General features: G+C 37.4%; 14 protein-coding genes. 12 read left to right on the forward strand and 2 right to left on the reverse strand.

Annotated elements, in window-relative coordinates; genetic code table 11:
* Nucleotides 1-115: 115 nt before the first annotated feature.
* Entirely contained in the window at nucleotides 116-1,312 is a 1,197-nt protein-coding gene (locus tag AC4HCY_RS11080; RefSeq protein WP_323433109.1) for an alanyl-tRNA editing protein, read from the reverse strand.
* Between the two features lie 164 nt (nucleotides 1,313-1,476).
* Here AC4HCY_RS11080 and AC4HCY_RS11085 point away from each other — a divergent pair, with 164 nt between their 5' ends.
* From AC4HCY_RS11085 to holA, 4 genes are all read left to right on the forward strand, one after another.
* Nucleotides 1,477-1,725: a holin gene (locus AC4HCY_RS11085; protein ID WP_323433108.1), complete on the forward strand. Its 249-nt coding sequence runs from the start codon at nucleotides 1,477-1,479 to the stop codon at nucleotides 1,723-1,725.
* A 117-nt stretch (nucleotides 1,726-1,842) separates the two neighbouring features.
* Nucleotides 1,843-2,223 (forward strand): phage holin family protein, encoded by a 381-nt coding sequence (locus AC4HCY_RS11090; protein ID WP_323433107.1) that lies wholly within the window; start codon nucleotides 1,843-1,845, stop codon nucleotides 2,221-2,223.
* Nucleotides 2,224-2,353: 130 nt separating this feature from the next.
* On the forward strand, nucleotides 2,354-4,684 hold the full coding sequence (locus AC4HCY_RS11095; protein ID WP_491094281.1) for a DNA internalization-related competence protein ComEC/Rec2: 2,331 nt from the start codon (nucleotides 2,354-2,356) through the stop codon (nucleotides 4,682-4,684).
* A 27-nt stretch (nucleotides 4,685-4,711) separates the two neighbouring features.
* The gene (gene holA, locus AC4HCY_RS11100; protein ID WP_323430515.1) at nucleotides 4,712-5,767 is read left to right on the forward strand and encodes a DNA polymerase III subunit delta; all 1,056 of its coding nucleotides are present in this window, start codon (nucleotides 4,712-4,714) and stop codon (nucleotides 5,765-5,767) included.
* Between the two features lie 38 nt (nucleotides 5,768-5,805).
* Here holA and rpsT read toward each other — a convergent pair whose 3' ends face one another.
* Nucleotides 5,806-6,069, reverse strand: coding sequence for a 30S ribosomal protein S20 (gene rpsT, locus AC4HCY_RS11105; protein ID WP_323430514.1), 264 nt, complete (start codon nucleotides 6,067-6,069; stop codon nucleotides 5,806-5,808).
* Between the two features lie 234 nt (nucleotides 6,070-6,303).
* Here rpsT and gpr point away from each other — a divergent pair, with 234 nt between their 5' ends.
* The 8 genes from gpr (at nucleotide 6,304) to dnaK (ending at nucleotide 15,603) form a co-directional block, all read left to right on the forward strand.
* Nucleotides 6,304-7,278 (forward strand): GPR endopeptidase, encoded by a 975-nt coding sequence (gene gpr / locus AC4HCY_RS11110; protein WP_491094282.1) that lies wholly within the window; start codon nucleotides 6,304-6,306, stop codon nucleotides 7,276-7,278.
* 99 nt (nucleotides 7,279-7,377) lie between these two features.
* A complete protein-coding gene (gene spoIIP / locus AC4HCY_RS11115; protein WP_323430512.1) occupies nucleotides 7,378-8,571 on the forward strand; it encodes a stage II sporulation protein P in 1,194 nt (397 codons plus the stop codon).
* Nucleotides 8,572-8,576: 5 nt separating this feature from the next.
* The gene (locus AC4HCY_RS11120) at nucleotides 8,577-8,894 is read left to right on the forward strand and encodes a hypothetical protein (RefSeq protein WP_323430511.1); all 318 of its coding nucleotides are present in this window, start codon (nucleotides 8,577-8,579) and stop codon (nucleotides 8,892-8,894) included.
* Nucleotides 8,895-9,024: 130 nt separating this feature from the next.
* Nucleotides 9,025-10,833 carry a translation elongation factor 4 gene (gene lepA, locus AC4HCY_RS11125; protein ID WP_491094283.1) on the forward strand — a complete coding sequence of 603 codons (1,809 nt, stop codon included), beginning with the start codon at nucleotides 9,025-9,027 and terminating at the stop codon, nucleotides 10,831-10,833.
* Between the two features lie 9 nt (nucleotides 10,834-10,842).
* On the forward strand, nucleotides 10,843-11,973 hold the full coding sequence (hemW, locus tag AC4HCY_RS11130; protein WP_323430509.1) for a radical SAM family heme chaperone HemW: 1,131 nt from the start codon (nucleotides 10,843-10,845) through the stop codon (nucleotides 11,971-11,973).
* A gap of 105 nt (nucleotides 11,974-12,078) precedes the next feature.
* A complete protein-coding gene (hrcA, locus tag AC4HCY_RS11135) occupies nucleotides 12,079-13,110 on the forward strand; it encodes a heat-inducible transcriptional repressor HrcA (protein ID WP_323430508.1) in 1,032 nt (343 codons plus the stop codon).
* A gap of 42 nt (nucleotides 13,111-13,152) precedes the next feature.
* Nucleotides 13,153-13,743: a nucleotide exchange factor GrpE gene (grpE, locus tag AC4HCY_RS11140; protein ID WP_323430507.1), complete on the forward strand. Its 591-nt coding sequence runs from the start codon at nucleotides 13,153-13,155 to the stop codon at nucleotides 13,741-13,743.
* 36 nt (nucleotides 13,744-13,779) lie between these two features.
* Nucleotides 13,780-15,603, forward strand: coding sequence for a molecular chaperone DnaK (dnaK, locus tag AC4HCY_RS11145; protein ID WP_323430506.1), 1,824 nt, complete (start codon nucleotides 13,780-13,782; stop codon nucleotides 15,601-15,603).
* Nucleotides 15,604-15,617: the final 14 nt, after the last annotated feature.

The raw sequence follows: 15,617 nt of genomic DNA on the forward strand, positions 1-15,617 counted from the left end.
CTTCTCCATTCGTATATTTCCATAATATTGTCTATTGAAAATGATTCGACATAATTATTACTATTCCTCTTATTAATTAATAATTATTATCTTATAATTTAAAATATTATTGAAGCTATATATAATAATGCAAAATTTTTCTATATGCTTCTTCCATCAAATTGTTCAAATTCTGGAGCATGCTTCCTCCGCCTTGTGCAGCTTTTGAATTTCCGCCGCCTTTTCCATTTATAATTGGCAGCACTTCTTTCAATATTGAATTCATGTTTATATCGATATCATCTGAACGGGTGAAAATAACTTGGGCTGAATCATTTAAAACACCAAACAAGGCCACGGTTTGGCTGTGATTAGTAATTTCTGATGAAAGCAGTTTAATTTCATCAGTTTTTCTATCCTCAAATATTTTAACAAGTATTTTTTTACCATCTATAGCTTTGCATTTACTGAAAAGCTCTTCAGCTTCATATTTTAACAGTGTTTTTTTAGTGTTTGTATATTCTTTGCTTAAATTTTTATGATCATTAATCAGCTTTTCCACAGCTTTATCTAACTCGTGATATCTTACTGAAAATTTAGCACCGAGGGTAAGCATAAGCATATTTTTATCTCTGTAATCCTCTAATGCTCTATTTCCGCATAGAAACTCAAACCTATAGGATTCTTTAAGCTTTTCGAAATCTATGATTTTTATTATACCTACTTCGCCGGTGCTCATAACATGAGTGCCCCCACATGGGGAGTAGTCTATATTGCCTATTTTAACTATCCGTATGTTGTCTTTAACGCTTGGATGCTTTCTTAATGGAAGTTTTTGAAGCTCTTTCTCATCAACGATCATTGTTGTTATGGGCAGATTTCTATATATAATTTCATTGGCCATATCTTCAACGAGATTGCAGCGGTTTTGGTCAAAGTCTTTAATATCTATCTCAATGCTCATAGCGTTTGTGCTCAAATGAAAGCTATCGGTCTTGCCATTGAACAATTCCAGGAAGCAATGGGACAATATGTGCTGACCGGTATGCTGCTGCATAAAATCATATCTTCTTTTCCAGTTGATTTTACATTTTACTTTTTGTTGACTTAAATCTTTATTAGTTATGTGCAGTATCTGATTTTGTTTTTCAATTACCTCAGCAATCTCACATTCACCTATATAGCCTATGTCACACGGTTGCCCTCCGCCTTCGGGATAGAAGCATGTCTGATCCAGCAATAATGCGCAGCGGCCGTCATATTCGATACAGTTTATTACATTGGCTTCAAAGTCTCTCAAATAAGCATTCTCAAAATATAATTTTTTGCTCATTTTCACCCTCCTGTCTTCATTATTTTTTAGTTTATCCAATTATTCTTTAAATGTAAACATGCTTGATCAACTATAATTATCGTGTGGATCTATAAACTTCATATGACATGATGTGCTTTATCAAATTCATATAATATATTAATAAAAGTTTAGGGGGTGATGAGATGTTTAATGAAGCTATAATCATACCTGTAATAATGGCAGTGATTGAAATCCTGAAAGGTGTGGGATTACCAAAAAGGTTTGGTGCCTTAGCTGCTTTGATCCTTGGAATAGTGATTGGGATTTTCTTTTTAGATCAACCTCAAATCAAACTGAAAATATTTCAAGGAATAATTTATGGCCTTTCTGCCTCTGGATTATATTCGGGTGCAAAAAATGCAATAGAGGAGGTAAGAATGAGACGGAAATAGAAGAAATTTATGCAACGATTATTTTACCACATATTGGTTAAATAATAAATACAAAAAAAGCAATAATATATAATGCGTAAACAATACAAAAGAGACATTTTTTGGAGGTGAGTTCTAATGGATGATGAAAATACACGCAATGATGAAGCCAGAAGAAGTACAGGCGGAGGAGCCATAGGATTCATTATTAGATTTGTTGTAGCCGCGGTAGTCCTGCTCGTTACTTCCTGGTTGGTTCCAGGCTTCTCTATCAGAGGATTCTGGACGGCTCTGATTGCTGCATTGATAATCTCTGCCGTAGACTACCTTATAGGTAGAATCTTTAATTTCGATGCGGCTCCATTCGGAAGAGGAGTGTCAGGTTTTATAGTGTCTGCAGCCATAATATACTTTACACAATTTTTTGTTGCTAATATGGCGGTATCCATATGGGGGGCTTTAATAGGTGCTCTCATAATCGGGTTGATCGATATGCTGCTGCCCACGAGATTCATGTAAAACTGCCTTTGGCAGTTTTATTTTTTTATGTTATAATTTCCATATTGATACTATTACCCAAATCAATTCGTTGCATAGATCTGCATAATGTTAGAGCACCGCAGCAGATTAAATCAGGAGTAATAAATCTATGGATAATATACTTTTTTGTATTGCCTTATCTTTACTTGTGGGCATATCACTATCTTATATGATAAAGCCTGCAATGCTTGTCGTTTTAATCAGCCTTTTTCTTGCTTTGCTTTTGCTTTTTTTATATAGAAAAAGCAAAGCAAAGCTCGTTGTTTTCTGTGCTCTGATTCTATTTATCGGCATGGGTGAGTACGCCTGGTTTGCTTCATTAGAAAGCAAGCTGGACAGGTTTGGAGATAAAACCATAGAAATAGAGGCTCTTATTTTAGATAACGGAATTGAAAAAAGCAGCGGAATTATTTATAACGCAGAAACAAAGACCGTATCAGATGATAAAAAAATATATAATTATAAAGAAAGAATACTGTTTAAGAATTATGGCAAGACCATTTATAAAGCAGGAGATGTAGTAAGAGCAAGAGGACAAGCAGTGGGCTTTATAAACAGGAGAAACTTTGGTGATCAGGATTATGGCTTATACAACAGGAGCAGAGGGATATACAATCAATTTGCATCAAGAGATAACAAGCTTATAAAAAGCTCAGCAAACAATTATAAAGTCATTTTTTTATATGGACTTAGGAATAGGATTGCGCACATAATAAATTCGTCTATGCCCAGGGAAGAAGCGGCTTTTCTTAATGCCGTAATCTTGGGTGATAAACAATGGATCGATGAAAGGGACATGATCAATCTTCAAAAGACAGGCCTGTCTCATTTACTTTCCGTTTCGGGACTGCATGTATCCTTTATTGCTCTTATGCTTAATAAATTGTTTGATGTATTAAGATTAGACAAAAAAATCAAAGGGCTTTTAAGCGGGTTCCTGCTCATATATTATGTCATGCTTATAGGTGCGCCGCCGCCGGCAGTCAGGGCTTTAATAATGATGCTGGTTATCATCGCAGGTAAAAATATGAATAGGGAATATGATTTGTTGTCTTCCGTATCATTTGCCGCAATCATAATGCTTATTTTCAATCCGATGCTTATTCATAATTTGGGGTTTATAATTTCATACGGCTGTATTTACTCAATAGTTTTTTTATATGATCCTATATATAAAAAGATAAAGAGTATTCCCGTACCGCCATCAATCATCAAATCCGTTTCTTTGTCTGTGGCTGTCCAGATCGGGATAAGCCCTATATTGATCCATAGCTTCCAGTACTTTTCCATGGTTAATGTTTTTATAAATATAATAGCTGTACCATTGACTTTTGCAATATTGGCAATAGGTTTTGCCGGTGTAGCAATAGGCATATTTTTTCCTACACTTTCTATCTATGTATTAGCTTCGGATTATTATTTGATATCATTTTTATTGAAAATAGTACATATGAGCGCAGATATGATTTTTGCCGGATTTTCTGTTTCTGCTTTACCTATATATATTTATGTTATATACTACCTATCGATTATATTTATCATCAATAGGGATAATGGGATAGGCTATCATTTATGGAAATGGAAATTTCATATTTATATGACAGCAATTTTTCTCATCACTCTTCTTTCCATAAAATATATTACAAATAAAGATATGAGAGTAGTATTATTAGATGTGGGACAGGGAGATGCAATATTGATAACAACTCCTAAAGGTAAAAACATTCTGGTAGATGGGGGCGGCTCCGGAGCTAAGGGCTGTTATTACTACGACATAGGCTCTAAAATAACGGTGCCCGCCTTGCGAAAGCTCGGGGTATGGGGGCTGGATACGATTATATTGTCCCATTGCCATGAAGATCATCTGGAAGGGCTCATCAAAGTTGCTTCTGAGTTTAAAGTGAAAAATGTGCTGCTGCCCAAAGTGGACTTTGAAAATGAAAGCCTTCGCAGCCTTATAGATGTTTCGAAAATAAAAGGCTCAAGGCTATTTTATGTCAACGAAAATGATAAACTGATATTAGAGAATGATGTATTTATAAATATTTTATCACCACAACGAAATATTATAATGGGAACTTCCTCTGATGAAAACAACAACTCAATCGTTTTCAGATTGGTCTATAAAAATTTTACCATGCTGTTTACAGGTGATATTCAAGAGGAAGCTGAGGTGGCATTGGCGGGTAAGCATATAAATTCTGTAGTGCTAAAAGTCCCTCATCATGGCAGTTCCACTTCTTCTTCAAAAGGATTTATTGAAGAAGTCTCTCCCAAGATTTCTCTGATATCGGTGGGACAAAACACTTACGGTCATCCTTCCTATGAAGCCATGGAGAATATTGAGGAAGTTGGATCAAAGATATACAGAACGGATAATAACGGTGCAATCAAAATAATATCCGACGGATTAAAGCTAAAAATAGATAGTGTAAGATAATAATATATATAAGGCAGGAGGAATAAAATGTACAGGTCTTTTATCAATAGTCTCAGATCGGGAGATGTAAGCAATATTTACTTGCTGCACGGCAGTGAGACATACCTTTTAGATAAAGCCGTTGAAGAGATGACAGCTTATTTAATAAAAGATTTTCCGGAAATAAACCTTACTATTTTTGAAGAGGATAGCTTTGACTTATCTGAGCTTATAAATGCTTGCAGCACTATGCCCTTCGGCGGCGATAAAAGGCTTATAATAGTTAAGGACTTTGCAGGGCTTGTTTCAAAATCAAAAAAAACTTCTGAAGAAGGGACTGAAGGATCAAAGGAGCCAGATAAAGCAGGCGGCTTTGGTTTTATATCCGAATTGCCGGATACAGCATGTCTTGTATTTGTAAACTATGCTGAGGCAGACAGAAGAAAAAAGCTATACAAGGATATAAATAAAATTGGGAAGATCTATGAATTCGGCAAAATCAGCAAAAGCGATTTAGTACAATGGATCAAGGGGCATTTTACAAGAGCCGGAAAAGAAATTAAACCTATGGACTTGGAGTATTTTGCTGCTAATACAGGTTATTTGGATAAGAACAGCGATATGAACCTTTATCATGTTCAAAATGAAATAAACAAGACCCTGGCTTATATTGGTCAAGATAAAGCTGTTACTCAAGATCATTTAGAGAAACTATTTCCCAAGAGCTTGGAGAATGATATTTTCAAGCTGATCGATGCTTGCTGGGAGAAAAATATCTCAAAAAGCTTGAAAATATATAATGATATGCTTTTGTGCGGAGAATCATCCTTCAGTATTCTTGCTATGATATCAAAAGGTATAAAAAATCTGATCAGGATAAAGGAGCTAAGGAGCCGCGGATTGGATGGAAAAAGCATATCCGAAAAGGCCAAAATACATGAGTATACCGTTAAGCTGTATATGAAGCACACTGATAAGATGAATTACCCCAGCCTGGAGAATGCTCTTGAAAGATGCCTGATATGTGAAAAAGATATAAAAACGGGAAGATCAGGTGAGCGCCTTTCCTTTGAGCTGCTATTTGCTTCCTTGTTTGACGAATAAGTATGTAAAAACCCTGGCAAAATGCCAGGGTTTATATATTACATTGCAGCTTTCAACTTGTTTGAAAGTCTGGATTTTTTTCTTGCAGCAGTATTTTTGTGAAGTGAACCTTTAGCGGCAGCCTTATCGATCATGCTGACAGCCTTTCTATAAAGGTTCTGAGCTTCCTCAAGATTTCCGCCCTTTACAGAATCTTCGAATTTTTTTATTGAAGTTTTCAAGGAGGAAATAATCATCTTATTCCTGCGAGTTTTGAACTCTGCAACTTTTATTCTTTTAATTGCGGATTTAATATTAGCCAATACATTCACCTCCTTCAAAAATCAATTAACAAATGGTATTTTATCACACGGCATGGCAAAATGCAAGGGAATACTAAAAAGTATTGTGTCATTATATTATGCATATAATACAGATAATTAATATGTTGTTCCGGATTGGCGGAGATTTGCATTGATTTTAACATCAGTCAACAGAATCTATCGGCACAGCAAGTTAATTATATAAAAACAAAGGATTTGCATGGAGGGAAAGAAATGATAAATATAAGGACGGACTTAGCTTTAGAGGCCAAGGAAATACAAGAGGGAAAGGGTAATAAGGATATTCCGGGAGTTATTGTAGATAATGCCGGCACCGAGGATATAAAAATAACAAGGGTTAAGATTGAAGAGGAAGCAGGCTCAGAGATGATGGGAAAGCCCGTTGGAAATTACATAACCTTGGAAGTTCCCAGGCTGAAGGAAAAGGATATTGATTTAATGGAAGATGTGAGCAGAGCATTGGCTAAAGAGCTGATAAGCCTTGTTAAGCTTAATGACAATTCAGTAATTTTAGTGGTGGGCTTAGGAAATTGGAATATTACTCCCGATGCCTTAGGACCTAAGGTGATAGAAAAAATAATGGTCACCAGGCACATGACGGAATTTTTACCGGAACAAATAGATGAGGGCGTGAGATCGGTTTGCGCTTTATCTCCCGGTGTATTGGGCATTACCGGTATAGAAACAAGCGAAATAATACTCGGCGTGGTCAACAGAGTTAAACCTGATCTTGTCATTGCAATCGATGCCTTGGCTTCAAGGAAGCTGGAAAGGGTCAATACTACCATTCAAATTGCAGATACAGGTATAAATCCGGGTTCAGGAGTAGGCAATAACAGAAAAGAACTGAGCGAGAAGAGCTTGGGAATACCGGTTATTGCCATAGGTGTGCCTACTGTAGTGGATGCGGCTACTATGGCAAATGACACAATAGACTTGGTCATCGATAATCTTATAAAAGAAGCCAGAAAGGAAAAAAACTTTTATGAGATGCTGAAAAATATAAACAGGGAAGAGAAGATGACATTAATAAATGAGGTTTTGTCACCCCGTATGGGAGATTTAATGGTAACACCCAAAGAAATAGATGATTTTATAGAAGATATTTCTGATGTAATAGCAGACGGACTGAATATTTCATTGCATCCGGGCATACACATGGATGATGTACACAGATTTTTAAATTGATCTATGTTTTTATCATAAAAGTATTTAGCCGGCATATAAGTTAGAATATAATACATTTCTCTATTTAGCTTCATACAAAGTAAAGTGGGGTGTAGACATTTGAGTTTACAAAGGAGATCTAGGAATAAAGGTTTTTTGGGGCTTGGTTTGCTTTTATGCTGTATCCTCTTGATCTTTTTGACTGTGAATAAAAGCATCGGAGAGCCTGTGGAGGCCTTTAGCAGTCAAGATGTATATAAGGATATAGATAAAAACAATAGCGGCAGTTTGCTTATTTTTATTCTAAATAACTCCATACCAGCTTTAAAAGCAGCTTATGAAGGGTACATGGGAGAAAAGGCGGCAGGGATGGATAGCTTTATTTCGGACACTGTGGCATCAATACCCGCCAAGCTCTTAGAAGACCCCTTTACCTTTTTAAAACTGACCTATTCAGGATTCGGGAATATAGAGGAAGGCTTGATTGCAGCTCAATCCATGGAAGAAAAGATGCCTGATATAAAAAGCTTTTCTGATGCTCCTGAAGGAGATATTTTTTTCAGCGAAGAAGATGAATATAAGGCTAAGGAAATGCAAGCGGGCGAGGATGCGAAGGCAACCGCCGGTGAAAATGAGGAATACGATGCTGATATACAATCCCCGGAAAAAGTTGAGTTATCGGATAAGTCTCCCCAAATATTGATATATCACAGCCATGCGACAGAGAGCTATATGCCCAATACGGCATCTAATTACCATACCTTGACTGAAAAATATAATGTGGTTTCTACGGGAAGTACACTAGCCAGAGTGCTTCAGGATAAATATAAGTATAAGGTCATTCATGACAAGACTTATCACGATAAAGATTCTTATGCATATTCCTATGGAAATTCTTTGATGACCATTAAAAAGCAGACAAGTAAATATAATTCGATAAAATTTGTATGGGATATACATAGGGATGCCTTTACAGTCAAAGACGACAAGCATAGGACAGCCAGAAAAAATGACTATACTGCCGTTATAAATGGCAAAAAAGCTGCAAGGATAATGCTGGTTATAGGCAAAAAAAATCCAAACTACAAGGAGTTAGAGAAGTTTTCAGCATATATAAAGAAAAAAATGGATAAACTATACCCTGGGTTGTATTTAAAAACCGAAAGAGCTAACAGCAAATACAATCAATATTTCAGCAACTATTCAATGTTGATTGAGATAGGTTGCATGCTCAACACTGCAGAAGAGGCGAATTATTCTGCTGAGCTTATGGGTAATGTAATGGGAGAGGTACTTATGGAACTGCAGGAGTGAAAACTGTGAGCAGGACGGAGGAAAGATTAATAAAGAGAAAGCTTAGAAGAAAGAGAATGAGAAATGCAATAACTCTATTCATGTGCTTTGCTTTTTTTGTTATTATGATATATGTAACCGATATAAAAACTTCTGCCATTATGGTAAAAAAAGACGGAAAGCATGCAGTGTTTTTTCAGCTTGAAAATAAAACGGATGTCAGAATAGATATTGCCGGTGAAACATATATGTTCAATATCCAACACATCACAAAAGCTGTTGATGATGCGCTGCACTGGTCAAAAGATGCTTATAATAAAATAGTGAAAGGTTTAGGCTCTTGAACCTGAATGACTTCAAGGGCCTATATGTTTTATGGGATTACATATTATATACTTTTATGGTAAAATGATTTATGCTATAATTTAAAAGATTTTAAATTATATTTGTTTAGTTGTATAAGGAGGAGTCCATATGATAAAGGACAGGCAAAAACACATAAGAAATTTTTGCATTATTGCCCATATAGATCATGGCAAATCAACCCTTGCAGATAGATTGATTGAGAAAACCGGAGTAATAGCGGTAAGGGACATGGAATCTCAGGTTTTAGATAATATGGATCTAGAAAGAGAGAGAGGCATTACTATTAAGCTTACATCTGTCAAGCTCAATTATAAGGCAAAGAATGGAGAAGAATATATATTCAATCTCATAGATACTCCGGGACATGTTGATTTTACTTATGAGGTATCGAGAAGCCTGGCAGCATGCGAAGGAGCAATAGTAATCGTAGATGCTACCCAGGGAATAGAAGCTCAGACTCTGGCTAATGTATATCTGGCTTTAGACAATAATCTTGAACTGTACCCGGTGATCAATAAGATCGATCTGCCAAGTGCAGACCCTGAATTTGTTAAGAAAGAGATAGAAGATGTAATAGGCCTGGATGCGGAAAACGCGGCTCTTATATCTGCTAAGGAAGGTATAGGGATAGAGGAAGTTTTGGAAGGAATAATAAAGTATATACCTCATCCAAGCGGAGACGAGGATGAACCTTTAAAGGCTTTGATATTTGACTCGTTATATGACAGCTACAAAGGTGTGATTGCCTATATAAGAGTTTTTGACGGTAAAGTAAGCCCGGGAATGAATATAAAAATGATGTCCAACGGGGCTGTATATGAGGTTGTAGAAGTGGGAACATTAAAGCCCGCAATGGCGCCTTGCAGCGAATTGCTGGCAGGTGAAGTAGGATATATAACAGGAAGCATTAAAAATGTAAGAGACGTACATGTCGGCGATACAATAACAAATGCACAAAACCCATGTCTTTCACCTTTGCCCGGCTATCGAAAAGTAACTCCAATGGTTTACTGCGGTATTTACCCTGCTGATGGAGCAGATTATAATGATTTAAGAGATGCATTGGAAAAGCTGCAGCTCAATGACGCAGCCTTACTGTTTGAGCCTGAAGTTTCCGTAGCTTTGGGATTTGGTTTCAGATGCGGCTTCTTGGGACTTCTTCATATGGAGATCATTCAAGAAAGGCTGGAAAGAGAATATAATCTGGATCTGGTCACAACCGCTCCCAGCGTAATTTACCATATAATGAAAACCAATGGAGAAATGGCGGAAGTATCGAATCCTACAAATATGCCATCTCCCTCAGAGATAGAATATATGGAAGAACCTATAGTGGAGGCTTCTATTATGGCTCCTACCGAATATGTGGGAACAATAATGGAATTGTGTCAAAACCGAAGGGGCATATTCAAGGATATGAAGTATATGGAAGAGACCAGAGCGATAATAAACTATGAACTGCCTCTGAATGAAATCATATATGACTTCTTTGACGCACTGAAGTCAAGGACAAAAGGATACGCGTCCTTTGACTATTTGCTTAAGGGGTATGCAGAATCCGATCTTGTTAAGCTTGATATATTGCTGAATGGGGAGACTGTTGATGCTCTATCCTTTATAGTCCACAAGGAAAAAGCCTATAACCGGGGAAGGGCCATGGCTGAAAAGCTTAAGGATGTAATTCCCAGGCAGATGTTTGAAATACCTATACAAGCTGCCATAGGCCAAAAGATAATAGCGAGAGAAACGGTTAAGGCGTTGAGAAAGGATGTTCTGGCGAAATGTTACGGCGGAGATATTTCCAGAAAGAAAAAGCTCTTGGAAAAGCAAAAAGAAGGAAAGAAAAGAATGAGACAGGTTGGAAGCGTGGAATTACCACAGGAAGCCTTTATGTCGGTTCTGAAGCTTAATGATTAGGTGAATCATATGAAAAAAAGCATTGGACTATATGTTCATATACCGTTTTGCCAGAAGAAATGCATCTATTGCGATTTTAACTCATATGATGACAAGGCTATATATGAAGATGCGTATATTGATGCATTGATTAGAGAATTAAAGTATTATTCAGATCAGCAAAGCTATAATTTTAAAACCATTTTTATTGGTGGGGGAACCCCCACCATTATTAATCCCGAGAATATAGCAAAAATAATGAAAACCATAGAAAAAAACATTGAAAGGGAAGCAGAAATTACGATCGAATGCAATCCCGGTACTGTTGATAAAGCTAAAGTAGATATTTACAAAGCTATAGGGATAAACCGGATAAGCATAGGCTTACAGGCTTGGCAGGATGAACTGCTAAATACCATAGGGCGTATTCATAAACGTGAGGATTTTTTGAGAAGCTTCAGCTTATTTAGAAGCTCGGGCTTTAATAATATAAATGTTGACCTGATGTTTTCACTTCCGGGTCAAAGCTTGAATATGTGGCTTGAAACATTGGACAATGTTTGCCGCTTGGGAGCTGAACATATATCATGCTATAGTCTGATAGTTGAGGAGAATACTCCTATTCATTCTTTAATTAAATCAGGCGTATTGAATATCCCTGATGAAGATCTGGATAGGGATATGTATAAAGCTGCAAAAGCTGTATTGAGGAATTATGGCTTAAAACAGTATGAGATTTCTAACTTTGCCAAAGAAGGATTTTGCTGCGGGCATAATTTGATTTATTGGAGAAACGAAGAGTATGCGGGTGTGGGCGCCGGAAGCCATTCTAAAATTGACGGCAAGAGATTTTGGAACTTCAGCGGCTTGGATGAGTATATAAAAAATATTGAGGCAGGGAAAGCTGCTGTTGAAGGCAATGAAGATATAAGCATTAAGGAAGATATGTGGGAAACAATAATACTGGGGTTGAGATTAAACTCAGGCATAGGCATATCTGATTTTAATGCTAAATATGGGATCCATTTCATTGAGGAATATGGCAATGCCTTATCTAAGTTGATTAAAGACAGCCTTATAGTAGTACAAGATGATAGGGTAAGATTGACGGCTAAGGGCCAGGATTTATCAAATAAGGTATTTGTTGAATTCATGCAGTGAAAACAAATTTTTCAAAATGCTATTGACAAAAAAATGTTACAGTGATATTTTAAAAACAGAATTAGCACTCAGTAGTGAAGAGTGCTAACAAGGATGGTGAGGTTTATGTCACTCGGAAGCCGGAAGCAGCTTATTCTACGGGCTATAATTGAAGATTACATCAATACTGCGGAGCCGGTAGGTTCAAGGACAGTATCCAAAAAATATCTCACAGATATAAGTCCGGCAACTATAAGAAATGAGATGGCTGATTTGGAAGATATGGGCTATATTGAGCAGCCTCATACTTCAGCCGGCAGAATACCGTCAGACAAAGGATACAGATTATACGTAGATAAATTGATGAGCCAGAAGACCATTAATCAACAGGATTATGAATTTATCAAGAATGAGTTCCTGGATACTATAGGCGAGATTGACAGGCTTATTAAGCATGCATCAAAATTATTGTCGGGCATGACTAAATATGCTTCCATTGCTATGGCGCCTCAGTTCAGAAAAACCTGCTTAAAACATTTACAGCTCATCAAGGTGGATAGCAATAATATACTGGCTGTAATTGTAACCGATGCAGGGATAATAAAAAACAGCGTGCTCAGAACTGAAACCGATATTGAAATTGATGCTCTTGATAAAATATCCAGGATATTAAATGAGAAGCTATTAGGCTTATCGATTGAAGAACTGGTGAGGATTGATTTTACTGATCCGGATAATGGAATAAGCGGTTATGAACAGATATTTGCGAAGGTTTTGCCGGAATTATTGCAAGCCCTCAAGTATTCGGAAAGAGCAGAGATATATTATGATGGAGCGGCTAATCTGCTTGAACTGCCTGAATGTAACGATATACAAAAAGCCAAGGACTTTTTAAATATTCTTGACGAAAATGAGCTGCTGTTTGATATATTGAACGATGTATCTAAGGATACTACTGTTATTATAGGCAAGGAAAATAAGGTTCACCAGCTGAAGGACTGCAGCTTGATCACTGCAACATACAGTTATAACGGCAGGATAATAGGATCGATAGGAGTATTGGGTCCTACAAGAATGAAATATTCCAAGGTTATTTCAATAGTGGATTGCTTGACACAAAACCTCAATGATATTTTGACACAGATAATTAAAACATAGGTAAAATATTTTAAATAATATGATTGATGGGTGGGCTGAAAGATGAAAAAAAAGCAGGACAATGATTTGAAGAATAAGGATAATCTCGACATGCAAAATGAGGAAGTGAATTGTGAACGGCAAAATGAAGATTTGTCGGATGAAAATGAAAGGCTGAAAGAAGAGATTAAGGCTAGGGAAGATAAGATTAAGGAATGCGAAGCTGCTATAGAGGAGTGCAAGGATAAAAATTTGAGGCTCCAGGCGGATTTTGACAATTACAGGAAAAGGGTATCAAAGGAAAGAGAAGAAATGTTCTTTAATGCCTTAGAAGACATTATGTGCCAGCTTCTCCCTATAATAGACAACTTTGAAAGAGCTATAGATTCTTTTAAAGCAGGAGATCTGGACAGCAAGTATGTTGAAGGCTTGGACATGATTTATAAGGATTTTCTGATGACCCTGAACAAGAACGGTCTGGAGGAAATCGAGGCTTTAAACTGTGAGTTCGACCCTAACAGACATCATGCTGTAATGCAGGTGGAGGCCGATGAGGAAGATGAAAATCAGGTAAAGGAAATTTTTCAAAAAGGCTATATGCTCAAAACAAAAGTTATCAGGCCGTCAATGGTTAAAGTAGCGATTAAGAATTAAATATAATGTAAAATTTTTTTAGGAGGATGAATATAAATGGGAAAGGTCATTGGTATCGATTTAGGTACTACCAACTCTTGTGTAGCTGTTATGGAAGGCGGTGAGCCTGTAGTAATACCAAATGCAGAAGGCAACAGAACAACTCCTTCTATAGTTGGTTTCTCAAAAAACGGTGAAAGGCTTGTTGGTCAGGTCGCCAAAAGGCAGGCGATAACAAATCCTGATAGGACGGTTATGTCTATCAAAAGAGAAATGGGAAGCAATCACAAGGTTAATATAGATGGAAAAGATTATACCCCGCCTGAAATATCGGCAATAATACTTTCGAAGCTTAAGCAGGATGCCGAAGCTTACTTAGGAGAAACTGTTAACCAAGCTGTTATCACAGTTCCGGCATATTTTAGCGACAGCCAAAGGCAAGCAACTAAGGATGCGGGCAAGATTGCAGGCCTGGAGGTATTGAGAATAATCAACGAGCCTACTGCTGCTGCACTGGCCTATGGTTTGGAAAAGGAAGAAAGCCAGAAAATATTGGTATTTGACTTAGGCGGCGGAACCTTTGATGTATCCCTGCTGGAACTGGGCGATGGAGTCTTTGAGGTTTTGGCAACCAGCGGGAATAACAAGCTTGGCGGGGATGACTTTGACGCAAGAGTCATGAATTATATGGCAGATGAGTTTAAAAAAGAATATGGGATAGATCTCAGAAATGATAAAATGGCAATGCAAAGATTGAAAGAAGCTGCAGAAAAAGCTAAAATTGAGCTTTCCAGCGTAGTTCAGACAAATATAAACCTGCCGTTTATAACCGCAGATGCAACCGGTCCGAAGCATTTGGATGTCAACTTGACAAGAGCAAAGTTTGATGAACTGACACATGATCTTGTTGAAGCTACTATGGAACCGGCAAGAAAAGCTTTGTCAGACGCAGGCTTGTCAGTTGATAAGATCAATAAAGTGATATTGGTCGGAGGTTCCACAAGAATACCCGCTGTTCAAGACGCGGTTAAGAGGCTGACCGGCAAGGAACCCTATAAAGGTATAAATCCGGATGAGTGTGTTGCGCTGGGTGCTGCAATACAGGCCGCTGTATTGACAGGAGAGGTTAAGGATGTATTGCTGCTGGATGTAACTCCGCTGTCTTTGGGTATTGAAACTCTTGGCGGAGTATTCACCAAGCTGATTGAAAGAAATACGACAATACCGACTAAAAAGAGTCAAATATTCTCGACAGCTGCCGATGGACAGACAAGCGTAGAAATCCATGTTCTTCAGGGTGAAAGAGAGATGGCTTCCTACAACAAAACCTTAGGAAGATTCCAACTGACAGGCATAGCTCCTGCACCAAGAGGAATACCTCAAATTGAAGTTACTTTTGACATAGATGCAAATGGCATAGTTCATGTATCGGCCAAGGATCTGGGAACCGGCAATGAGCAAAAGGTTACGATAACTGCAAGCTCCAACCTCTCAAATGATGAAATAGACAGAGCCGTAAAAGAAGCTGAAAAGCATGCAGCCGAGGATAAGCAGAGAAAAGAAGAGGTTGAAATAAGAAATCAGGCAGACAGCTTGATATATCAGACAGAAAAATCGCTTAAAGATTTGGGCGATAAATTAAGCCAGGAAGATAAATCAAAGATTGAAGCTGACTTGAATAATCTGAAGGAAGCTTTGAAGGGTACAGATAATGGCCGCATTAAGGAAGCCACCGAACAACTTACTAAGGTTTTCTATGACATTTCATCCAAGATATATCAGGCTGCCGGAGGTCAAGGAAGCCCGAATCCGGAGGATTTTGGGGCACAAAACGATGACGGTACTATAAATGCAGACTATAAAGTTGATGAGGATAAATAGTATTTACCCCTCTG

It is taken from the genome of Lutispora sp. QWL-02, assembly GCF_058315355.1.